Below are 20,295 nucleotides of genomic sequence, written 5' to 3'. Positions count from 1 at the left end.
CATGACCGGCACCCTGACCCGCGCCGCCACGCCCGCACCCGGCCACCGCCGCGCCGTCGGCGTCAGCACCTGCTACGGCACCTTCGGCGAACTCCTCCAGGGCGCCCTGCCCCCCTCCGGCGGCGACGACGGCGACTTCCTCGTCACCCTGCCCATCGCCCGCTGGGCCACCGCCCGCTTCACCCGGGGGACCCCCGGCAGCGGCGTACGGGTGGTGCCCGCGCACAAGAGCAAGGCGCGGCGCATGGCGACGGCCGTCCTGGAGACCTTCGGCGCGCCCCCGGACGGCGACCTCGTCCTCGACGGCGACCTTCCGGAGGGCAAGGGCTTCGCGAGTTCCTCCGCCGACCTGGTGGCCACCGCCCGCGCCGTCGCCAACGCGCTGTCCGTCCCGCTGCCCGAGCCCCTCCTGGAGCGGCTGCTCGCCCACATCGAACCGACGGACGGCGTGCTCCACCCCGGCGTCGTCGCCTTCGACCACCGGGCCGTACGCCTGCGCTCCCGGCTCGGCAGCCTGCCCGAGGCGGTGATCGTCGGGGTCGACGAGGGCGGCGAGATCGACACGGTCGCCTTCAACCGCGCCCTGCCGCCCTTCGGCCGGGGCCGGCGCCAGGAGTACGCCGCTCTGCTGGAGCGCATGACGGACGCCGTGGCCCGCCGCGACCTGCGCGCCGTCGGCGCGCTCGCCACCCGCAGCGCCCTGCTGAACCAGGACCGCTGCCCCAAGCGGGCCCTGGAGGCGGTCCTGCGGATCGCGCTGGACGTGGGCGCCGTCGGCGTCACCGCCGCCCACAGCGGCACCATGCTGGGCATCGTCCTGGACCCCGGCGACCCGGGCTACCGCAGCCGGTTCGCCGCCACCCTGGACGCCTGCGCCGACCTCGGCCACGAGGTCACCCTGCACCGCACCCTCGGCTTCGACGACCGCCGCACGGCGACCGGCACCCGGGGGGAGGGCTGAGGAGAGCGTCAGCGCGGCGGCAGCGACCGGCCCATCTCGTGGAGGATCGCGCCCATGTGCTCGCGCAGGTAGAAGTGGTCACCGGCGAAGACCCGGTGCGCGAAGGAGGCGCGGGTGAACTCGCGCCACGCGCCCAGCGTCGCCGGCCCGGCCAGCGGATCGTCGTCGCCGCCCAACGCGGTCACCGGACACGCGATCCGCAGGCCGGGCTCCGGCCGCCAGCGTTCCAGGAGGGTGAGGTCCGCGCGGATCATGGGCAGCGCGAACCCCATCAGCTCGGCGTTGCCCAGCACCTCCGGCGGTGTGCCGCCCATGTCGCCCAGCGCGGCGAGGAGGGCGTCGTCGGGCAGGGCGTGCAGCAGCCGCGGCGGAGACACGCCGGGCGCCCGGCACGCCGAGACGAACAGGTGACACAGCCCGCCCGCGCCGTCCGGGTCCCCGGCCTCCTGTTCCAGGGCCGCCGCGACGGCGAACGCGATGTGCGCGCCCATGCTGTGCCCGAACAGCGCGAACGGCTCCGTCTGCCGGGCGAACACCTCCCGGTTCAGCGCGTCCACGAGCCGGTCCATGGCCGCGACCGGCTCCTCCGTCCAGCGGGTCCCGCGGCCCGGCAGCTCGACCGGCACCACCTCGATCCCGTACGCCTCGGCCCGCTCCGTCCACGACCGGTACCCGGCCGCCGCACCGCCCGCGTAGGGCAGGCAGAAGACCCGCCGCAGGCCCGCCCGCGGCGGACCGTCCGTCCACGGCAGCCACGCTTCGGCGGCCCCACGCTCCCGTGTCACGTCTCGCACGGCTGCACCGCCCCCCGCCCGAACAGGTCGTGCTGGTAGGCGAAGACCACCGCCTGCAACCGGTCGCGCAGGCCGAGCTTCCGCAGCAGCTGCGAGACGTGGTACTTCACGGTCGGCTCGACGATGTGCAGCTGCTTCGAGATCTCGATGTTCGACATGCCGTCCGCGAGGTGGGCGAGGATCTCCCGCTCCCGCTGCGTGAGCAGGTCCGGCGGCAGCTCGGGACCGGGCGGACAGGGCCGGTTGCGCATCCAGCCGAACACCTCGCGGGTGACCTCCGGCGCGATGAACGCGTTGCCGCCCGCCAGGACGCGCACGGCCCGCGCCGCCTCCTCGGGCCGGCTGTCGCGCGCCAGCAGCCCGCTCACCCCCGCGCCCACGGCCTGCAGGGGGTGCTGCCACCCGTCCGGGACGATCATGACGACGCCGGGGGCGCCCAGCCCCCGGCCGCCGTCGCGCACGGCCCGCACCACGTCGAGGCCGTCCATGTCGGCGAAGTCGGGCTCGCACACCACGACGTCGGGGTCCAGCTCCTTGGCCGCGCGCACGGACTCGTCCCCGGTGGCGGCCTCGCCGGCCACCGTGATGTCCGCCTCGGCGTCCAGGGCGGTGCGCAGCCCGAAGCGCATCATCGACGAGGGGACTGCCAAGAGCACTCGAATACTCAACTCCCTGCCCTTCCTGTCGGGTCAGCCGCGCCGTCGGCGGGGCGTGACGCTCCCGATGCTCACAGCGCGGCCGCCCGGCGACCAGGCAGCGCCCCGGCAACTTCGGGCGGCGGGGCGGAAAGGGGGCGCCCAGGGAGCCCACGAGCAGGTCCGCCACCGACCGGTCCCGGCGCGCCGCGTTCCACTCGGCGACCGGGTCCATGGCGTCCGCCTCAGTCTCCTTCCGGAGCGTCGGCGGCCGGCAGGTCCCGCCTGCGGCCCCAGCAGATGGGCGCCCAGAAGACGGCCGGTACGCCGGTCGGCGAGGACCTTGCAGAAGCCGCGGGGCTCCTGGAGGGCCCAGCCGTAGGCGACGTCCGCGTGAGCGGCACGGGCGTGGACAGGGCGCCCAGCGACCAGACGCCCTCGGCGCTGGTGCGCAGCCGCTCGTCGACGATGACCCGCCCGTCGTCGCCCCGTCTTCACGCCCGCCCGGTCCACGTCGAGGCGGTCGCTGTCGGGGCGCCGCGCCACGGCGACCAGCAGGACGTCGGCCTCGACCTCGCTGCCGTCGCCGAGGGTGAGCCGCAGTGCGCCGGGACGGCCGCCCACGGAGGTCGGTTCGCGGCCCAGGCGCAGGTCCCACCGCTCGCGCACCGCATCGTACAGGCGCCCGAAGGCACGCTCGCGACGCGACGTCGGCGGTCGCGCCGAGCATCTTGCTGGGGATGCAGCCCGCGCACATCCGCCTCCGTGTGCCCGATGGAGGCCGGTACCGATCCGGCGCGGCGTCAGAGCGCCAGCGGGCCGGCCGGCCCCGGCAGCCGCTGCCCGTGTGCGGGACCGGTGCCGTCGGACGCCTGGGCGGACGGTTCCTGGGCCGACAGGGCGAGCAGCAGCAGGTGCATCCTGCTGCGGGCCCCCGTCTTCGCGCGGATGCGGCGCAGGTACGTGTCGACGGTGTGCGGGCTGACGTTCATGTGCCGGGCGATCGAACCGTAGGTGTCGCCGTGCAGCAGGTGCCCCAGAACCTCGCGCTCCCGGTCACTGACCCTGCGGACTGCTTCCTCGAATTCGTTCACGGAACTCCGCGCCCCTCTCTGCGTTGTCTGCACCCAGGCGGACCGCCGCGCCGTCGGCCCGGCGGGACGTGTCCCATGCTCACCGCGCACGCCCCCGCACGACCAGGCAGCGCCCCGGCAACTTCGGCCGCCCCGACAACTCGTGACTTGTCGCCGGCCCCCGCCGGGGAAACGATCGGCGGCATGGCGAACCAGACCGTGTCCGTGGACGACCCCGCGAAGTCGAAACTGACGCGGGGCCTGTCCGTACTCACTTCGTTCCGGCCCGGCGAGACGGGACTGACGCTCTCGGACATCGCGCGCCGCACCGGGCTGCCCAAGCCGACCGCGCACCGCCTCATCAAGGAACTCGTCGACTCCGGTTTCCTGCAACGCCGGGGCCGGCAACTGTGCCTGGGAGCCCTGTTGGCCCGCCTCGGGGCGGAGGTCGCGCCGGAGCAGCACCTCCTGCGGGCGGCCGAGCCCCGGTTGCTGGCGCTGCGCAGGACGGTCCGGGCCGGCCTGTACGTGATGGCGCACACCACGTCGTCCGCACCCATGTCACCCGCCACCGTGGCCGCGTACGAACCGGCCCTGAGCCGGGCCGCCCTCGCGCAGCGGCGGCTGGCCGGGGCCAGGGCGGCGGAGCGGGCGTTCGCCGCGGCGGGCCGCGCCACGACCCCGGACGGGCCGGTGCCGGTGCACGCCGAAGGGGCCGACCTCGTCAGCGTGTGCCTGCCGCTGTCGGCCGGCCCGCGCACCGGTACGACCCTGCTCGTCCTGGTCGGCTCACGCCTCGAACTCCCGCCGGCCGCCGTACGACGGGCCGCGGCGACCGCCCGCGCCATCCACCGGGAGGTCCACGAGTCCGGCCGCCGGGCGACGTACGAGCAGCCGGCCTGACCCGGCGCCCCCCGCCCCGCCGCCCGACGGCTCCCGCCCCGTCTCCCGGTCACCGTCGCCGTCCCGGGCGACCGCCTCCCGCGCGGCCCGCGCCATGACCTCGACCGGCGGATGCCGCACCCCGGTCTGGAGGACCAGTTGCCGGGCCGCCTGGTGCACCAGCATCGACAGGCCCGACTCCACGGTCCGGCCCGCCCGCTCCGCCGCCCGCGCGGCCGGATGCGGCCACGGGCGGTAGGTGACGTCCAGCAGCAGGCCGGGACCGGCCGGCCAGCGCACCTCCGCGTCGAGGGCGCCGCGGGGCACGGTCGACACGACCAGTTCGGCGGACAGCCACCGTTCCAGGCGCGACCACGGCACCGTCTCCAGGCGCAGACCCAGCCGCCGCGCCGTAGCGGCCAGCGGCCCGGCCCGGCGCGGGTCACGCACCACGGCGCGCACCCGGTCCGCGCCCAGTTCCCGGACGGCCGCCAGCGCCGTGCCCGCCGTCGCGCCGGCGCCGAGCACGGTGACGTCCCCGGCGCCGCACACCCCGGCCGACCGCAGCGCGGTGACCATGCCGTGCACGTCGGTGTTGTCGCCGATCAGCCGCCCGTCGCGCACCACCACGGTGTTGGCGCAACCGGTCGTCGTCACCGCCGCCGAGACCTCGTCGAGCAGGGGGACCACCGCGCGCTTCAGCGGCATGGTCAGCGACAGGCCCGCCCAGCTGTCGTCCAGTGCGGCCAGGAACCCGGGCAGCCCCGCCGCGTCGCACTCGACGGCCCGGTAGGTCCACGGCAGCCCCAACTCGGCGTAAGCGGCGCGGTGCAGGACGGGCGAGAGGGCGCTCGCGACCGGCGCGCCGAGCACCGCGAGGTGCCGCACGGCCGGTGGTGCGGTGGACTTCTGCATGCCACATTCTCCTCGTCGATGCGCTGATGCGCTGATGCGCTGATGCGCTGATGCGCTGATGCGCTGATGCGCCGATGCGCTGATGCGCCGATGTGTCGATCCCCACGGGGTCGGCCCCGGGCCGCCCCCTGGTCCGGCTCAGTCCCCCTGCCGGTGATGCAGGATGGCGGCGACACCGGCATCGTCGTCCGTGTACGCCACCCCGCGCAGGACGGCCACGGGGGCGCCGCGCCCGCGCTGGCCGAGCAGGATCCCGGCGGCCCCGGCCAGCAGGTCGGCGAACGTCTCCTCCTGCCGCTTGGTCCGCCCGTCGGGCTGGACGCACTCGGTGACCCGCAGGGGCGCGATGCCCGCGGCCCCGATGGCGATCACGGTCGCCCCGCGCCGGTCGGGACGCCCGTCGGAGTCGACGACGAGAACCGCCGCCCGCACCCCGGTGGCCGCCTGGAGCGCGTCGCGCAGCCCGCGCGCCGAACGGTCCGGGTCGGCGGGCAGCAGCCAGACACCGTCGGGGCCCGCCCGGTCGACTCCGGCGGAGGTCAGGCCGAGGCCGAGCTTGTGCCGGGCGATGATGGGGCCGCGCTCGGTGGCGAGGTAGTGGTCCGTGGACTCGTCCAGGATGACCTGCACGACCGGTGCCGGTTTCCCGGTGCGCCGGCTCAGCTCGACGGCCTCGGGACCGGGCGTCACGGCGGACAGGTCCACCCACCGCCGCTCCGCGATCGAGACGACCTTCGAGGCGACCACCACGATGTCGCCGTCCTCCAGCGCGATGTGATGCCGCGTCAGGAAGGTCGTGACGGCTCCGGCGAGGTCGTCACCGGGACGCAGCTCGGGAAAGGGCTCCAGCGCGAAGGCGGTGAAGGCAGAGGTGGGCGGATGGGACATGGGGCTTCCGGGCCTTCCTTCGGGACGAGTGCATCGGTACGGGTCGGGCGCGGGTCTGCACGTAGGTGCGCGCACACCTGGACGTGAGGGGCGAAGACGTGACGGTCGGGGACGCGGAGGAGCGGGAGCGCCGGGCGGGCCGGGCCGCCGTCGCTATCCTGCACCGGTGAGCACCGAACTGACCGCATGGGCAGCTGACTTCCTGCCGGGCACGCGTGTCCACGACGTGCGGAGCCGGCCCGGCGGGACCACCACGGTGGCCCGGCTGACCGGGCCGCGCGGCGAGGACTGGTTCGCGAAACTGCACCGCGACCGCCGGGCCTACCGGCGCGAGGTCACGGCCTACCGCGAGTGGGTGCCGGCCCTCGGCGGCGGCGCGCCGCGCCTGGTGACCGCCGACGACGACGCCGCGGTTCTCGTGGTGAGCGCCGTGCCCGGCGTCCTCGGCGTCGACGCCCGGCTCGACGACGACGGTCTGCGGGCGATGCACCGGCGCGCCGGGGCGCTGCTGCGGGCCTTCCACCAGGCCGCGCCACCGATGACCGGCGACTTCGCGGCGCTCATGGCCGAACGCCACGCCAGGTGGCGGCCGCGGGCCGCGCACCTGCTCTCCGCCGCGGAACTGGACTTCGTGCGGGACAGCGTGGCCTGCCTGGCGGGCCTGCCGGAGCCGGACATGGTCCCGTGCCACCGCGACTACACGGCCCGCAACTGGCTCGTCGACGGCGACGCGCTCTACGTGATCGACTTCGAGCACGCCGCCGTCGAGGCGCGGATCTGGGACCTGCTCCGGCTCTACCACCAGGTCTGGCCGGACCACCCCGGCCTCCGCGACGACTTCATCGAGGGGTACGGGCGCACGCTGAGCGACACCGAGCACACCCTGCTCCGGCTCTGCGGCGCCCACCACGCCATGACCACGGTCGTCTGGGCGCGGGAGACCGGCGACGCCGCCTTCGAGCGGACCGGCCGCGACCTCCTCGCCCGGCTGCGCCGCCCCGCCACCGATTCCGGCTGACGGCACGTCAGGGCCGGTAGCGGCGGACCAGCATGTCGCCCGGGACCTGGGTGTTCTGCAACCGCTCCTGGACGAAGGCCTCCAGCTCGCGGTCGTCCGGTCCCTCCCCGGGCGGCAGTTCCACCCAGATGTTGTGCGGGGGCAGCAGCGGATACCCGTTCGGGCTCGACAGCCAGACGCTGCACGCGACGCCGAACCGCTGGTGGATGTCGTCCGCGAGGCGCTGCGCGACCTGCCCGTAGACCTTGCCGGTGTGGTAGGCCGGGTTCTTGCCGAACGGGCTCTCCATGGAGCGCGGGCGCAGCGGGCTGATCAGGCCGTTCCAGCCGTTGCCCCGCCCCACGACACCCTCCTCGCCGCACTCGATGCAACTGCCCAGGGCCAGCATGTAGCAGCGGTGCCCCTGCGGGGTGTCGACCGGGTTGACGCGCAGCCGCACGTCGAGCCGGCCCGCCGCCAGGCGCTCCGCGATGGTCTGGAGCTCGCCCTCCAGGTGCCGGATCCGCTCCAGGTAGGCGTCGAGGGAGGCGACCGTGTCGCTCAGCAGGGGGACACACGCGGTGACTTCGAGCCGGCGTCCGGTGCGCCAGGCGAACACCTTGACGTCCTGCCCGACATCGCTCCAGCGCGGCACCGGGTGCTCACCCGACCAGTCCCACAGCGCGTACTCCAGCTCCCGCACGATGTACTCGGTCGGGGACAGCGGGGCGTGCGCCACGCACAGGGCGGTGTCACTGGCCCGCGGCTCCTTGGCATCGGGGACGTCCGCGAGGTCGCGCGGGGTGAACCAGTGCGGGCGCTTGGTGTGCTGGGTGGCGTTGGGCTCGATGCGGATCGTCTCGCCGACGCGGTAGTGCGGGGCGAACACCGAGAGGTACTCGGTGGCCGCCGCGATCTGGATGTCCTCGATACCGAGGTCCGTGCCGCCGTACGACGAACTCATCCGCCCGTTGATGCGCACCACGACCGGCTCGCGCACCTCGTGCCCGCCGAACCAGGAGGCGATGTGGCCGGCGCCGATGTACACCTTGTCGACGTTGTGGTGGAGCACGGCGCCCGGCTCGCCCTCCAGGCAGGCCTTGCTGAAGGCCTGTGAGACGGCTTCGGCGATGCCGTCGGCGAGCGTGTCGGGGTGGCCGAAGCCCTTGCGTTCGACGGTCTCGACGGGGAGATCCGCTACGGAGGTCAGGGACCGGGAGATCTGCATGGCGGTCGGGGTCCTTTCGATCAGGTCGGTCGGTCTACCGGCTCGGCCGGGTCGGTCGGTCGGATCGGGTCGGTCAGGTCGGTCGGGCGCGTGTCCTCCTCGCCCGCGGGGTCACACGGTCGGGGCGGGGTGCGCCGTGCGGCGCAGCGCGTACGCCTGGTCCAGCAGCGCCGTACGCGCGGCGGGCAGGCCGCCGCGCTCGGCGGCCAGCCAGAAACTGGTGGCGCGGACCACGAACAGCGGGGTGAGGGCGCGGGCGGCGGCGGCCGGGTCGGCGCCCGGCAGTCCGGCGTCCGCCAGCGCCGCGCTCAGCGAACGCACCCACCGCTCGGCCGCCCAGCCGGGCAGCGCGGGATCGGCCCAGGCGGGCACGGACTGGCCCTGGCGCAACAGGCCGGTCCGGGCGCGTTCGAACAGGGCGCGGGACGCCGCCCGGTGCGCCCAGCTTCCCGGCCACAGCGCGGGGCCGTCCCCGCCGGACACCTCCGCCGCCGCGGTGACGGGCCCCGCCGCGGCGAGCCGCAGCGTCGTCTCGGCGACCTCGGCGAAGACCTCGGACAAGTGGAAGAAGCTGGGCTTGTGCCGCTTGACGCCCGGCGCGGCGAGCGCGACGGTACGTGCCCGCTCCAGCATCCGGAAGGTGAGCGCGATGTCCACGCCGAACCGCAGGGTGCTGCCCGACCAGTCGAGGCCGGCCGGGTCCACCACGTCGAGGTCGAGGCCGAACTCGCCACCGATCGGCTGCGGCACCAGCCGCCCGGTGCGGGCGAAGACGGCGGGCAGCGCCAGGTGGTGGGTGGCGCTCGCCTCGTAGGCGCTGCGCGGGTAGGCGGGCAGCACCGCCTGCGCCGTGCCGTCCAGCAGCGGGTCGGCGAAGGCGGCCACCCACCGCGGGGTGACGGCGGTCAGATCGGTGTCGAAGCTGAGCGCGAACCGGGCACCCTCCTGCCCGCAGACGGCGAAGAACGTCCGCAGGGCGTTGCCCTTGCCGCGCGGCGCGACACGCTGGAGGGCGGGCACCGGCAGGCGCAGCGCGCGGAAGCGGGCGGCGGTACGGTCTGGGCTGCCGCAGTCGACGTGCACGATCAGCGGCCGGACCCGCCCGCCCAGCCGTTCCAGGCCCTCCGCCACGGTCCGCGCCACGGGTCCGACGGTCTCCTCCTCCGCGTACGAGGGCAGGCAGACGGCCAGCAGCGGCGGGCGGCTCACCGCAGCCCCCGCGCGACATGGGCGGCCACCGCGGTGGCCGGGCCGGACACGTACTCGATGCCCACCTCGTGGGCCAGGTGCGCGAGGACCGCGGCCCGGTGGTGGTACAGCCCGGGCGTGTCCAGGCTCGGGATGTAGCCCAGCGGGCGCTGCGGCGCGCCGTGCAGGGCGTGGGTGGCGGTGCCCCGGATGTAGCGGGCGGCGTTCTCGTGCAGGTGCAGCAGGGTCGCGGTGTCGTCGGCCCTGCCGGTGCGCAGGTCGGGCTGGCTCTCGTCGACGTGCACCAGGTGCACGCGCTCCACGGGGCGGGGCCGTGTGTCGACGTCGATGGACACCTCGGCGGGCTCGACCCGCCACTTGGTGCGCCACGGGTCGAGCCCGGCGCGCCGGGGGAGCGGCAGGTCCAGGTCCGCCATCGACCGGTCGACCGAGGCCTGGCGCAGGAAGAGGAACCGTGTGCCCGCCACGAGTTCGCAGCGCGGCGCGCGTCCGCCCAGGACGGTCAGGTCGTTGCCGATCAGGCGCGCCCCGTGGTGCCGGCACAGGCGGCTCAGCACGCTGGTCTTGCCCGCGCCCTCCTTGCCGAGCAGCAGCACCCCGCGCCCGTCCAGCGACGCCGCCGCCGCGTGCATGCTGAAGTAGCCGCGGCGCTGGCGGTCCCGCTCCATGAGGACGGCGGCCAGATAGCCGAGCACGGCCCCGTCGGCCGTGTCCCGCCACGGCGCCCGCAGCCGGGCCCCCGCCTCGTCCCAGGACAACTCCGGCGGCCCGCCGGCCTCCTCGTAGCGCAGGACCGGAGTGGTGGGGGTGGCCCGCCCGGCCGGCAGCGCGCGCAGCCCCGGGCTCCACGGCGCGGCGGCGGTGGCGGTGAGGTCGACGGCGTGGTCGGTGACGACCAGGCATCTGCCGTGGGCGGAGGCGAGCAGGGTCCGCCGCGACCGGCCGGTGGCAGGCCCGGCGGGGCGGGGGGATCGCCGCGTGACGGTGTCGGACATGAGGTGACCTTTACGGGTGGGCGGTTACGGGCGGTCGGTCACGAACGGAGGGTGAGGGACGCGTAGGTGTGAGCGGCGGCCATGAACGCGCGAGGTTCCGGGCCGAGGGGCGGGCGCGGACGCGGTCGGCTCAGGCGGCCAGTCCGGTGCCGGGCGTCAGCCCGACCCGTGCCCCGCCCGCGGCGGCCGACCGGGCCGCCGCCTCCAGGACCCGGGACGTCTCCGCCGCGTGCCACGCCCCGCTGCGCGGCGTCCGCCCGGTGCGGCAGCACAGGGCGAAGTGCTCCAACTCGCCCTGCAGCGGCTCCTCGTAGCGGACCCGGCCGTCGGTGTCGACGTCGAGCCCCCGCCGCAGCGCCCGCCGCAACCGCTCCGGGACGGGCCGTTCGGAGCCGGCGTCGAACGCGAGGGTGAGGTCGTCGCCGCCGGAGCGCATCCGGTAGTCCACCGTCCAGTCCTCGCCCCGCACCGACAGCGCGCGCCGCTTCTCGGTGGCGCACCACGACACCTGGACCACCGCGCCGGCCCCGGAGGCGAACTCCAGGTCGATGCCGGTGGCGTCGTCGTGCTCGCCACGGCCGAAGACGTGGCTGCGGGCCGTGAGCGAGACGACCGGCGAGTCCAGTACGTGCAGCAGGATCGACACGTCGTGCGGCGCGAGGTTCCACAGGGCGCCGCAGTCGGGATGGCGGCGGCTGCCCAGCCGCTCGCTGCGTACGAACAGCGGGGCGCTCAATTGCCCTGTGCGCAGCATCCGGGCGATGTTCAGGACGGGCCGCGAGTACAGGAAGGTGTGCCCGGCCATGGCGACCACGCCCGCCTCGCCGGCCGCCCGCAGCAGGCGCTCGGCGTCCCGGCCGCGCTGCGCGAACGGCTTCTCCACCAGCACGTGCCGCCCGGCGCCGATCACCCGGGCGGCCACCTCCGGATGGGTGCGCGCCGGGGTGGCGACCACGACGGCCTCGGTGTCCGGGTCGCGCAGCGCGTCCCGGGCGTCGGCGAGGACCGGCACGCCGGGGTGGGCGGCGCGGGCGGCGGCCCGGCGGTGGGGGTCGGGCTCGACGATCCCGGCCAGGCGGGCGCCCCGGGTACGGGTCAGGGCTCGCGCGTGGTTGGTGCCCCACGGCCCGTAGCCGAGGACCGCCACGCCGACCGGCGGTCCGGCCGGGAGGGGCTCGCCGGGACCGGCGGACGGCCCGGCGGGAATCCTGTCGTGACGGGGCTTCATGGGGTGCGTCCTCTCGTACGTCATTTCACGGCCACCGGGTTGACCGGGGAGGCCACCGCCCCGGTGAAGGGCAGCGGGGGCGCGCTGAACAGGAAGGTGTAGCGGCCGTCGCGGGCGCAGTCGGTCGCGAGTGCCTCCAGGTCGAACATCTCGCCGAGCAGCAGGCCCATCGCCCACACCAGGACGATGTGCAGGGGCTGCATCACCGCCGGGGTCTCGTTGGGCAGCACCTCGGCCGCCCAGGTGTCCACCGCGACCGCCGCCACCTCGTGCCGCGCCAGCCAGGGCACGGCGGCCAGTCCCAGGCCGGGCGCGGGCCCGGCGACGTAATCCGACCAGCTGCCCGTCTCGCGGTAGCGGCTCAGGTGCCCGGTGCGGATCAGCAGTGCGTCGCCGGGCTCCACCCGCACCCCTTGGCGGCGCGCGCACGCCTCCAGGTCGTCGGCGCCGACGGCGTGTCCGGGCGGCAGCGGGCGGCCGTCGCGCAGGGCCGGCAGGTCGAGCAGCACCCCGCGCGTGACGACCCGGTCGGCCGCGCCGGTGATGGCGTTGCACCGGGCGCCGCGACTGCTCACCGCGGAGGCGGGGCGGTCGTTGTACATCGTCCCGTCGAAGATGACGTGGCTGAGCGCGTCCCAGTGGGTTCCGGCCTGCAACGGCAGGATGACCAGGCCGTCGGTGCCGCGCAGATGGCGGTCCCGGCCGTCGTAGAAGTCGTCGACCATGGCGCCGGTGACCGCGTCGCCGCCGTCCCGCAGCATCAGGTGGACCGGGTTGAAGCGGCCCAGGGTGCCGTTCTGCGGCCCGTCGGCGCCCAGCGGGAGGGCCAGGGAGTGGATCCGGCCCTCGCGCACCTCGGCCGCGGCGCGGCGCACGGCGTCCGGGCCGATGAGGTTGAGGGTGCCGCGTTCGTCGTCCGCGCCCCACCGCCCCCAGGTGCGGAAGCGTTCGGCGAGGCGGCGCACCAGGTCCAGGTCGGGCGGCGCCTCGGGGGCCGGGGTCACCATGTCCGTGCCTCGCGCAGGGCGGCCAGCGAGGCCCGCACCCCGGCCTCGTCGCCGCGCAGGTGGGACTCCAGGGTGACCGGGCCGTCGTAGCCCAGCTCGTCCAGGCGCCGCAGGAGGGCCGGCCAGTCGAAGGTGCCGGTCCCCACCGGGACGTAGCGGCCGTCCTTGCGGTCCTTCACGTGGACGTCGACGGCGCGTGCGACCAGATCCGGGGTGAGCTGGCCGGGGTCGGCGGTGCCGCCCGCCAGGACGTGGTTGGACAGGTCGACGACGGCCCCGAACCCGGCGCCGTGCGGGCCGCTCAGGAAGGCGCGCAGGTCCGGCAGCGAGGCGACGTGGCACACATGCTCGTTCTCCAGACCGGCCGTCACCCCCTCGGGCAGCAGCGCCGGGAGGCCGTCGAGGCGGGCGGGCCACTCCTCGGGCGCGGACGCAGACGTGTGCGCGGGTGCGGACGCGGGCGCGGTCAGGAAGGAGAACAGCCGCAGCACCGGCGCCCCCAGCCGCGCGGCGATCGCGGCCAGCCGCCGGGGCAGCTCGCGGTGGTCGTCGAAGCGCCGCGAGAACCCGACGAAGTGCGGATCCTCCTCGTCCGGCCTCCCGTCGGCCGGCAGGTGGCACTTGAACAGCGGCGACAGCACGCTGGAGACACGCACCCGGTGACGGTCGAGCAGGGTTTCGAGGCGGTCCAGCTCGGGCTCCTCGAACTCGGCGACGTTGCGTCCCCAGGCGGACCGGACGGCGAAGTCCGTGATGCCGTGGTCCCGGCCGAGCCGGATCGCCGCCTCGACGTCCTGGCCGACCTCGTCCGTGATCAGTGCGAGCCTCATCGGCCGCCTCCTCCTGTCGTCGCGGGCCTCATCGGCCGCTCTCTTCCGTCGTCGTGATGGCCGCGCGGGCCGCGGCGTACTGTTCGGGCGCCACCGACGCGCCGCCGACCAGCAGGAAGTGGCCGATCGGCGTGCGCAGGACCGGTGCGCCGGCGTGGGTTCGCCACTCCGCGGTGCGGCCGCCGCCCTCGCGCGGGCGGATCTCCTCCAGGGCGAAGCCGTACACCGGAAGTCCCGCCCGGTAGCGGCCGTCGACGCCCGTCGCCGGCCGGCGCGGCCCGGCCGTGCGGCGGGCCCTGCGCTCCCGCTCGCGCCGCGCCGTGTCCCGCAGTCCGCGCAGTGCCGCCCCCGGCAGCAGCGGGGCGAGACCGGTCCGCTCGCCCGTCTGCGTGACGAGTTCCAGCAGCTCGGGCGCGATCCGGTACTCCCGAGCCCACCGCACGAGGGCGGCCGGGTCGGGCGGTGAGGGCGCGGTCAGGACCAGGGCGGCGTCGAGCCAGTCCTTGATCCCGAACTCCCGCTGGAAGCGCTCGTCCGCCAGCGCGAGCAGGTCGGCGAGCCCCTGGTCGGCGGGGACGGCCACCCGCGAGGGCACGGCGGCACCGTCGCCGGCCAGGGCGAACGTGGTGATCTCGACGTTGAGGGAGCGGTCCAGCAGCGGGTCCTCGTCCGGCCAGTACAGGCCCACCAGGAGCTGCCGCTCGTCGTCGGCGCGCAGCACCGACAGCTGGACGGCGTCCACCGGGTAGCGCGCGTACAGTCGGCGCACCACCTCCCACAGCACGCCCTCGCCGGGCGCGACCAGGTCCAGGTCACCCACCGGGCGCTGCAGCGGCTCCGGGTAGCGGCGGGCGAGCGAGGGGCCCTTGAGGGTCCGTACGCCCAGCTCCGCCGCCCACCCGGAGATGTCCGCGTAGACCGCGGCGCGGCGGCGGGCCCGGCGCAGCTCGTCGCCGGAACCCGAACCGAGCGGTTCGTGGCGGGCGGCCAGCGCGGACAGCAGCAGCGGCGGGAGGGTGAGCGAGCGAGCCCTGGCCCGGCGCAGGAGCGCGCGCGGGGTCTCGGTCTCGTCGGCCGCGTCCAGGAGCCGTGCCAGCAGTCCGAAGTCCAGCCAGGTTCCGGTCGTGGGGCAAGCGGCGCCCGGGGCCGTTGCGGTGCCGGTCATCGGGCCACCCCCACGGGCGTCGCCGCCGCCAGCGCGGAGGTGACGTCGTCCCAAAAGCGGGCGAAGTCGACGTTGACGTCGGGGCCGTACGTCACCCGCACCACCGGCAGCGCCGCGAGGGCGGCCGTCACGTCGCCGCTGCCCGCGGGGGTGTCGTCGGGCAGCAGGCCGAGGAAGTCGGTCACGTACTTCAGCTGGCGGGTGGAGGCCCGGTGACGGGGCAGCCAGGAGGCGTCGCCGCCCGCCGGACCCTCGATCAGCCAGCCGCGCATCTCGCGCCGCGCGCACGGCAGGACGACCCCGGCCGGGGCCACACCGCCCACCGCCCGCGCCCCGGTGAGGGCGAGGAACTCGCCGACGTCGCAGTGGACACGGACCCGGTGCTCGGCGCCCCAGGCGCGGTCCGGGTCGACGGCGAGCGGCCCGTAGGGGCCGCCGTGGTGGCGCAGCGGCGTGCGCTCGAAGCGCTCGCGGGCCGGGTGGCCCTCCAGCGCGGCGACGCTCACCCCGATCCGCTTCGGCAGGCCGGTCACCCGTACCGTGCCGTCCGCGGGGTCCCGGTAGGGCAGGACCACGTCGTCGGTGACGAAGTCGCAGCCCGCCAGCGTCGTCGCCAGCATCATCAGGGTGGACTTGCCGGAACCGCGGTCGCCCAGCATGAGGACGGCCCGGCCGTCGTGCCCGACCGCGGAGCCGTGCAGCGCGGGCAGGTCCGCGGCCGTCATCCGGGCCGCCGCCGCGAACCGCAGCCACCGCACCACCGCCCGCACGGCCCCGGGCGACGCCCCCGCCACGTCCACCTGCACGACGCGCCCCCCGCGCACCCCGCGCACCGTCATGGCGGCGGCCACCGCGTCCCCGGCGCTCCACAGGAGGAAGCGGCGGCCGAACTCGACGATGTGGTACCGGCTGGCGTCCAGGTCGAGCACGGGCGTCTGCGCGAGGTGGTCCGCCAGGTCGTCGGGAACGTCGAGCCGGGACACGACACCGACCCGCACGGTCAGCCCGGGGCCGACGCCGGCGCCGGCCGGTGCGCCGCGGAAAGCGGACGGCGGTGCGACGCGGAAGAGCGGCGCGCACTCCTCCGCGAGGGCGTCGCGCACCCCGGCGAGTTCCGTTTCCACCCGCACCGAACCCAGGGCCGTCAGCAGATCGAAGGAATCGGTACGGGAATACGCGCCCGCGCTGTGATTCGCCACGGGAAAACACTCCTCACCGCGAATAGGGAGTGGCCCGGAAGCTTTCTGCGGCCGGTGCCACTGGCGTCAAACTAGGGCACCGGGCAGCCGACTTCGAGTCCCTGCTTTCCTGGACCGGAATCACGTGACACGGACGCGACCAGGGATCCGGCCGCCCGCCGTTCCACTGAGTGAAAACATGTGGGCAATCCCTTGAGAAGCGTCGCGGCGGCCTGTTAGTCATTGAGGGCCGGAAAGGACGGGGAATTTCCGCCCGGCCCTCCGGTCAACCGATTCCGCGGAAAAGGTCCGTGGAGCCCTGAGAAAGGAACGTGTCATGACCCGTAACCACGCCACCGCCCTGACCCCGCGCCTGGAGAAGGTCGTCGTCAAGAAGGGCTGACGCGGCGATCGGACACCCGAGTGCGAGGCGCCGCCGCAGACCATCGGCGGCGGCGCCCGCGCCCCTTCCCGAAAGGGCCCCCATGCTCACTCAACCCGCCGCCGTCGCCGCCCCGCCGACCCGCGACCTGCCCGTCATCGGGGTGTACGAGCCGAGGCTGCGCACCACGACCTTCTGCCTCGCCGTCGCGCACGGCGCCCGGCAGGACCCGCGCGGCGGATGCGGCGTGGCCCACCTGCTGGAACACCTGCTCTTCTCGCTGCCCTCGGACGGCGCCACCTCCTTCGCCGAGCGCGTCGAACGAGGCGGCGGCCACGCCAACGCGCAGACCGGCGTCGAGACCACCCTCTTCTACGCGCAGGTCGCCGCCGAGGACGCGGCCGGCACCGCGGACGCCCTGCTGCGCGCGGTCCTGCGCCCCCGGCTCACCGACCCCGCCCCCTTCGACCGGGAGCGCGCGGTCGTCGTCTCCGAGCTGCGCACCGCCGCCGCCGACCCCGCCGACACCGTCCAGGACGCCGCGGCCGCCGCCGTCTTCCCCGGCCACCCGCTGGCCCGCCCGGTCGGCGGGGACCTCGACGAACTGGCCACACTCACCCCCGAGGGTGTCCTGCGCGAGCACCGCGAGGTCTTCCTGCGCGCCCCGATGTCCCTGGTCGTCGTCGGCCCCGCCCCGGTCCCCGGCCTGGACGCGCTGCTGCGCGACGCGCTGCCCACCGCCCGGACCACCGCGCCCGGCGACGTGGAGCGGCCCCCGCTGAGCGCGCCGGACACCACACTGCCCGCCCTGCCCCGGGGCGACGACATCGCCTGGGTCTGCCTGGCGGGGCGCACCCCCGCCGCGGGCACCCCCGGCACCGCCGCGTACGAACTCCTCGCCACCCTCCTGGGATCGAGCCCCTCGTCGCTGCTCTACCGCACCCTGCGCGGCGACGAGTCGCTCTCCTACTCCTTCGCCGCCTGGTCCCGCCCCTACACCGAAGGCGGACTGTGGCGGCTGCTGGCCGGCGTCGAAGGGCACGCCGTCGAACGGCTCGTCGACCTCGTGCGCGGCCTGCTGACGGACATCGCCGAGGGGCGGATACGCGACGAGGACCTGCTGGCGGCCCGCCGCAAGACGGAGATGAGCCTGGTCCTCCAGGCGGAGAACCCCCTCGACCACGCCCTCCTGATCGCCCTGCGCGGGCGCGCCGGCACCCAGCCGTGGTCCATCGACGCCAACCGCGCCGAACTGGCCGCGGTCACCGCCGCCGACGTCTCGGCCGCCGCCGCCGCGCTCCTGGCCGAACACGTCGTCGTCGTCCGCCCGGAGGCATCATGACCGCCCCGGCCTCCCACGCCCTCGCCGACCTGTCCGACGTCGTCGCCGGCCCGTACGCCGAACCGCTGACCGGCGAGCGGCTCGTGCTCGTCCAGGACCTGGGCGACCACCCCACCGACCCCGCCTCCCTTGACCGTCTGCGCCACGCCCTGCACACCCGGCACCCCGAGGCCACCGCGACACTGCTGCGCGTCGCCCGCCCCGCGACCCCCCGCCCGCCGTGGCGCCGCCACCTCACCTACGTACGCTGCCCCGACCCCGCCGCCCTGCCCGACCCCGGCCCCCACCCGCCGATCCGCCCGGCGGCCGGGCCCGCCGACGACGAGCAGGTCCGCGCCTGGCTGGCCCAGGCGTTCGTCAACGGCGGGGCCGACTCCGGCACCCCCGTCCCGCCGGACACCGCCCGGGACATCGCCGCCGACCTCTACCGCCGCCCCGGCCGCGTCTCCCTCGTGGCCCAGGAGCCCACCGGCCGCCTCCTGGGACACGCCACCGTCCTGACCGGCGCCGCGGACGAGACCACCGGGGAGACGTACGGCGAACTCGTCGACATCCTCATCGCCCCCGGCGAAGCCGTCGGTCCCCTCACCGCCGCCCTGAGCCGGGCCGCCGCCCTGCACTGCCACGCCCAGGGGCAGCCTCTCGTCGGCAACGTCGTGCACACCCCCTGCCAGGACCCGGCCGCCGGCGGCCGCGACACCTGGCGGATCGTCACGCGCCTGCTCGCGCACGGCTGGCGCCTGGACCACGAGTACTGGCGTGCCGAGGCACCGCGCCCCGGGGAGACACCATGACGACGACCCCCGTCCGCGTCCCCGCCCGGCCCGCCGTCGAGGCACGCGCGCTGCGCCGGACCTTCACCGTCGGCCGCGGCGCGCACGCCCGGACCCTGACCGCTCTGGACGGCGTCGACCTGTCCGTGCCCATCGGCACGGTGCACGGGCTCCTCGGCCCGAACGGCGCCGGCAAGAGCACCCTGTGCCGCATCCTCGCCACCACCTTGCTGCCCACCGGAGGCGACGCCCTCGTCCTGGGCCACAGCGTGGTGGGCGACACCCGGGCCGTGCGCCGAGCCATCGGCATCGTCCTGGGCGGCGACCACGGCCTCTACGGGCGGCTCACCGCCCGGCAGAACCTCGAACTGTGGGGCGCCCTCTTCGGCCTGCGCGGCAGGGAACTGCGCGCCCGCACCGACCGGCTCCTGGACCAGGTGGGCCTCGGCGACCGCGCGGGCGACCGTGTCAACGGATTCTCCCGCGGCATGAAACAACGCCTCCACCTCGCCCGCGGCCTGGTCGGCGACTCCCGGGTCCTGCTCCTGGACGAGCCGACCACCGGCATGGACCCCGTCGCCGCGAACGGCTTCCGCGACCTCGTCGGCCGGCTGCGCGCCGAGGGCCGCACCCTCCTCATCACCACCCACGACATGGCACAGGCCGAGGCGCTGTGCGACACCGTGACCCTCATCGACCACGGCCGCGTCCTCACCGAGGGCAACCCGCGCGACCTCGCCCGCGACCTCAGCGCGGGGGAGCGGATCGTCGCCGACGCCGTGCCCGAGGAGACGGCCGCCCGCATCGCCGCACTGCCCGGCGTCAGCAACGCCGCACCGACCGCCGACGGGGCGCGGTGCTGGACCACCGACTCCGTCACCGCCACCCGCGAGGTGCTCGGCCACCTCGTCACCTCCGGCGTGACCTCGGTCCGCACCGCCCCGCCCGGCCTGGAGGAGCTCTACCTGCGCCTGGTCGGGCGGCGCAGCATGGAGGTGGGCCGATGACCACGCCCCGCCCGGCCGCCGGCCCGCTGCGCGACACGCTCGTCGTCTTCGCCGGCTCGGCCCGCTTCCAGCTCGCCTTCGCCCGCACCAACCCGGACTTCCTGCTGGTCCTGGTCCGCACCCCGCTGACCACGCTGATCCTGCTGGCCCTCAGCACCCACGCCGGCCGCCCCGACCTGGCCGCCTACGCCGTCCTCGCACCGGTCCTGATGACCCTGTGGGACATGGCCCTGCTGATCGCCAGCGACGTGATCACGAAGGAACGCTCCTGGGGCACCCTCGAACTCCTCGCCGCCACCCCCGCCCGCTTCGCCGTCGTGGTCCTCGCCCGGGTCCTGACCGTCACCACGGTGAGCCTGCTGAGCACCGTCGAGGCGTGGCTGGTGGCCCGCGCCGTCTTCGGCGTCACGATCGGCGTGGCCCACCCGGCGCTGTTCGCCCTGACCATGACGGTCTCGTCCCTGGCCATGGCCGGCACCGCCACGCTCATGTCCGCCCTGTTCGTCCTGGCCCCCCACGCCCGCTTCATGACCAACACCCTGTCCTACCCGGTCTACCTGCTGGCCGGCGTGTTCGTCCCCCTGAGCATGCTGCCCGCCTGGGTACGGCCCCTGTCCTCGGTGGTGTTCCTGTCCTGGAGCGCCGACCTGCTGCGGGCGACCCTGACCGCGGGACCGGTCGCCGGCGCCGGCCGCTCCCTGGCCGTCATCGCCGTACTGGGCCTGGCCGGAGCCCTGGCCGGGTCGGTGGCGGTCACCCGCGTACTGCGGCACGCGCGTGCCGCCGGAACCCTCAGCGAGGTGTGA

General features: G+C 75.6%; 20 protein-coding genes. 7 read left to right on the top strand and 13 right to left on the bottom strand.

Annotation, left to right across the window (positions count from 1 at the left end; translation table 11 throughout):
- Window position 1: 1 nt before the first annotated feature.
- Complete coding sequence (locus ACGFZL_RS13065; protein WP_393691236.1) at window positions 2–961, top strand: kinase; 960 nt, start codon at window positions 2–4, stop codon at window positions 959–961.
- 8 nt (window positions 962–969) lie between these two features.
- Here the strand turns inward: ACGFZL_RS13065 and ACGFZL_RS13060 are convergent, their stop codons facing one another.
- The 3 genes from ACGFZL_RS13060 to ACGFZL_RS13050 form a co-directional block, all read right to left on the bottom strand.
- The gene (locus ACGFZL_RS13060; RefSeq protein ID WP_393691111.1) at window positions 970–1,755 is read right to left on the bottom strand and encodes a thioesterase II family protein; all 786 of its coding nucleotides are present in this window, start codon (window positions 1,753–1,755) and stop codon (window positions 970–972) included.
- A complete protein-coding gene (locus ACGFZL_RS13055) occupies window positions 1,743–2,411 on the bottom strand; it encodes a response regulator transcription factor (protein WP_355171299.1) in 669 nt (222 codons plus the stop codon). The genes ACGFZL_RS13060 and ACGFZL_RS13055 overlap by 13 nt, the downstream gene beginning before the upstream one ends.
- A gap of 782 nt (window positions 2,412–3,193) precedes the next feature.
- Window positions 3,194–3,484: a helix-turn-helix transcriptional regulator gene (locus tag ACGFZL_RS13050; RefSeq protein ID WP_355171295.1), complete on the bottom strand. Its 291-nt coding sequence runs from the start codon at window positions 3,482–3,484 to the stop codon at window positions 3,194–3,196.
- A 183-nt stretch (window positions 3,485–3,667) separates the two neighbouring features.
- On the opposite strand from ACGFZL_RS13050, the gene ACGFZL_RS13045 reads away from it, so the two are divergent.
- Complete coding sequence (locus ACGFZL_RS13045; RefSeq protein WP_393691108.1) at window positions 3,668–4,366, top strand: helix-turn-helix domain-containing protein; 699 nt, start codon at window positions 3,668–3,670, stop codon at window positions 4,364–4,366.
- Here the strand turns inward: ACGFZL_RS13045 and ACGFZL_RS13040 are convergent.
- Together ACGFZL_RS13040 and ACGFZL_RS13035 are read right to left on the bottom strand one after the other, a co-directional pair.
- Window positions 4,253–5,260, bottom strand: coding sequence for a shikimate dehydrogenase (locus ACGFZL_RS13040; RefSeq protein ID WP_393691106.1), 1,008 nt, complete (start codon window positions 5,258–5,260; stop codon window positions 4,253–4,255). The two genes, ACGFZL_RS13045 and ACGFZL_RS13040, sit on opposite strands and share 114 nt — an antisense overlap.
- 138 nt (window positions 5,261–5,398) lie before the next feature.
- The gene (locus tag ACGFZL_RS13035; protein ID WP_393691104.1) at window positions 5,399–6,148 is read right to left on the bottom strand and encodes a coenzyme F420-0:L-glutamate ligase; all 750 of its coding nucleotides are present in this window, start codon (window positions 6,146–6,148) and stop codon (window positions 5,399–5,401) included.
- A gap of 166 nt (window positions 6,149–6,314) precedes the next feature.
- Between ACGFZL_RS13035 and ACGFZL_RS13030 the strand changes: the two genes are divergently transcribed.
- Window positions 6,315–7,166: a phosphotransferase family protein gene (locus ACGFZL_RS13030; RefSeq protein ID WP_393691102.1), complete on the top strand. Its 852-nt coding sequence runs from the start codon at window positions 6,315–6,317 to the stop codon at window positions 7,164–7,166.
- A gap of 7 nt (window positions 7,167–7,173) precedes the next feature.
- Here the strand turns inward: ACGFZL_RS13030 and ACGFZL_RS13025 are convergent, their stop codons facing one another.
- From ACGFZL_RS13025 to ACGFZL_RS12990, 8 genes are all read right to left on the bottom strand, one after another.
- Window positions 7,174–8,373, bottom strand: a complete 1,200-nt coding sequence (locus tag ACGFZL_RS13025) for a methionine adenosyltransferase (RefSeq protein WP_393691100.1) — start codon at window positions 8,371–8,373, stop codon at window positions 7,174–7,176.
- A 111-nt stretch (window positions 8,374–8,484) separates the two neighbouring features.
- Entirely contained in the window at window positions 8,485–9,582 is a 1,098-nt protein-coding gene (locus tag ACGFZL_RS13020; RefSeq protein WP_393691098.1) for a hypothetical protein, read from the bottom strand.
- Window positions 9,579–10,577 (bottom strand): hypothetical protein, encoded by a 999-nt coding sequence (locus ACGFZL_RS13015; protein ID WP_393691096.1) that lies wholly within the window; start codon window positions 10,575–10,577, stop codon window positions 9,579–9,581. Before ACGFZL_RS13015 ends, ACGFZL_RS13020 begins: the two co-directional genes overlap by 4 nt.
- Before the next feature lie 130 nt (window positions 10,578–10,707).
- On the bottom strand, window positions 10,708–11,805 hold the full coding sequence (locus ACGFZL_RS13010) for a Gfo/Idh/MocA family oxidoreductase (RefSeq protein WP_355171279.1): 1,098 nt from the start codon (window positions 11,803–11,805) through the stop codon (window positions 10,708–10,710).
- Between the two features lie 20 nt (window positions 11,806–11,825).
- Window positions 11,826–12,812: a cyclase family protein gene (locus ACGFZL_RS13005; protein WP_393691094.1), complete on the bottom strand. Its 987-nt coding sequence runs from the start codon at window positions 12,810–12,812 to the stop codon at window positions 11,826–11,828.
- Window positions 12,806–13,642, bottom strand: coding sequence for a sugar phosphate isomerase/epimerase family protein (locus ACGFZL_RS13000; RefSeq protein WP_393691091.1), 837 nt, complete (start codon window positions 13,640–13,642; stop codon window positions 12,806–12,808). Before ACGFZL_RS13000 ends, ACGFZL_RS13005 begins: the two co-directional genes overlap by 7 nt.
- A 28-nt stretch (window positions 13,643–13,670) precedes the next feature.
- Window positions 13,671–14,807, bottom strand: coding sequence for a hypothetical protein (locus ACGFZL_RS12995; RefSeq protein ID WP_355171273.1), 1,137 nt, complete (start codon window positions 14,805–14,807; stop codon window positions 13,671–13,673).
- On the bottom strand, window positions 14,804–16,006 hold the full coding sequence (locus ACGFZL_RS12990; RefSeq protein WP_393691089.1) for a hypothetical protein: 1,203 nt from the start codon (window positions 16,004–16,006) through the stop codon (window positions 14,804–14,806). Before ACGFZL_RS12990 ends, ACGFZL_RS12995 begins: the two co-directional genes overlap by 4 nt.
- A 464-nt stretch (window positions 16,007–16,470) precedes the next feature.
- On the opposite strand from ACGFZL_RS12990, the gene ACGFZL_RS12985 reads away from it, so the two are divergent.
- The 4 genes from ACGFZL_RS12985 to ACGFZL_RS12970 are packed head-to-tail and all read left to right on the top strand — an operon-like array spanning window position 16,471 to window position 20,295.
- Complete coding sequence (locus ACGFZL_RS12985; RefSeq protein WP_393691087.1) at window positions 16,471–17,709, top strand: M16 family metallopeptidase; 1,239 nt, start codon at window positions 16,471–16,473, stop codon at window positions 17,707–17,709.
- The gene (locus ACGFZL_RS12980; RefSeq protein ID WP_393691085.1) at window positions 17,706–18,503 is read left to right on the top strand and encodes a hypothetical protein; all 798 of its coding nucleotides are present in this window, start codon (window positions 17,706–17,708) and stop codon (window positions 18,501–18,503) included. Before ACGFZL_RS12985 ends, ACGFZL_RS12980 begins: the two co-directional genes overlap by 4 nt.
- Window positions 18,500–19,489, top strand: coding sequence for an ABC transporter ATP-binding protein (locus tag ACGFZL_RS12975; protein ID WP_393691083.1), 990 nt, complete (start codon window positions 18,500–18,502; stop codon window positions 19,487–19,489). The genes ACGFZL_RS12980 and ACGFZL_RS12975 overlap by 4 nt, the downstream gene beginning before the upstream one ends.
- A complete protein-coding gene (locus ACGFZL_RS12970; RefSeq protein WP_393691081.1) occupies window positions 19,486–20,295 on the top strand; it encodes an ABC transporter permease in 810 nt (269 codons plus the stop codon). The genes ACGFZL_RS12975 and ACGFZL_RS12970 overlap by 4 nt, the downstream gene beginning before the upstream one ends.

The organism is Streptomyces sp. NPDC048182, assembly GCF_043202555.1.
In the GTDB taxonomy this organism is placed as follows: domain Bacteria; phylum Actinomycetota; class Actinomycetes; order Streptomycetales; family Streptomycetaceae; genus Streptomyces.
Note: the sequence above shows the minus strand (reverse complement) of the source record. Positions and strands in the feature narration are given on the sequence as shown.

Coding starts and splice junctions, on each gene's coding strand:
- ACGFZL_RS13065 (WP_393691236.1), top strand. CDS start 2: ATGACCGGCACCCTGACCCGCGCCGCCACGCCCGCACCCGGCCACCGC.
- ACGFZL_RS13045 (WP_393691108.1), top strand. CDS start 3,668: ATGGCGAACCAGACCGTGTCCGTGGACGACCCCGCGAAGTCGAAACTG.
- ACGFZL_RS13040 (WP_393691106.1), bottom strand. CDS start 5,260: ATGCAGAAGTCCACCGCACCACCGGCCGTGCGGCACCTCGCGGTGCTC.
- ACGFZL_RS13035 (WP_393691104.1), bottom strand. CDS start 6,148: ATGTCCCATCCGCCCACCTCTGCCTTCACCGCCTTCGCGCTGGAGCCC.
- ACGFZL_RS13025 (WP_393691100.1), bottom strand. CDS start 8,373: ATGCAGATCTCCCGGTCCCTGACCTCCGTAGCGGATCTCCCCGTCGAG.
- ACGFZL_RS13015 (WP_393691096.1), bottom strand. CDS start 10,577: ATGTCCGACACCGTCACGCGGCGATCCCCCCGCCCCGCCGGGCCTGCC.
- ACGFZL_RS13010 (WP_355171279.1), bottom strand. CDS start 11,805: ATGAAGCCCCGTCACGACAGGATTCCCGCCGGGCCGTCCGCCGGTCCC.
- ACGFZL_RS13005 (WP_393691094.1), bottom strand. CDS start 12,812: ATGGTGACCCCGGCCCCCGAGGCGCCGCCCGACCTGGACCTGGTGCGC.
- ACGFZL_RS13000 (WP_393691091.1), bottom strand. CDS start 13,642: ATGAGGCTCGCACTGATCACGGACGAGGTCGGCCAGGACGTCGAGGCG.
- ACGFZL_RS12995 (WP_355171273.1), bottom strand. CDS start 14,807: ATGACCGGCACCGCAACGGCCCCGGGCGCCGCTTGCCCCACGACCGGA.
- ACGFZL_RS12985 (WP_393691087.1), top strand. CDS start 16,471: ATGCTCACTCAACCCGCCGCCGTCGCCGCCCCGCCGACCCGCGACCTG.
- ACGFZL_RS12980 (WP_393691085.1), top strand. CDS start 17,706: ATGACCGCCCCGGCCTCCCACGCCCTCGCCGACCTGTCCGACGTCGTC.
- ACGFZL_RS12975 (WP_393691083.1), top strand. CDS start 18,500: ATGACGACGACCCCCGTCCGCGTCCCCGCCCGGCCCGCCGTCGAGGCA.
- ACGFZL_RS12970 (WP_393691081.1), top strand. CDS start 19,486: ATGACCACGCCCCGCCCGGCCGCCGGCCCGCTGCGCGACACGCTCGTC.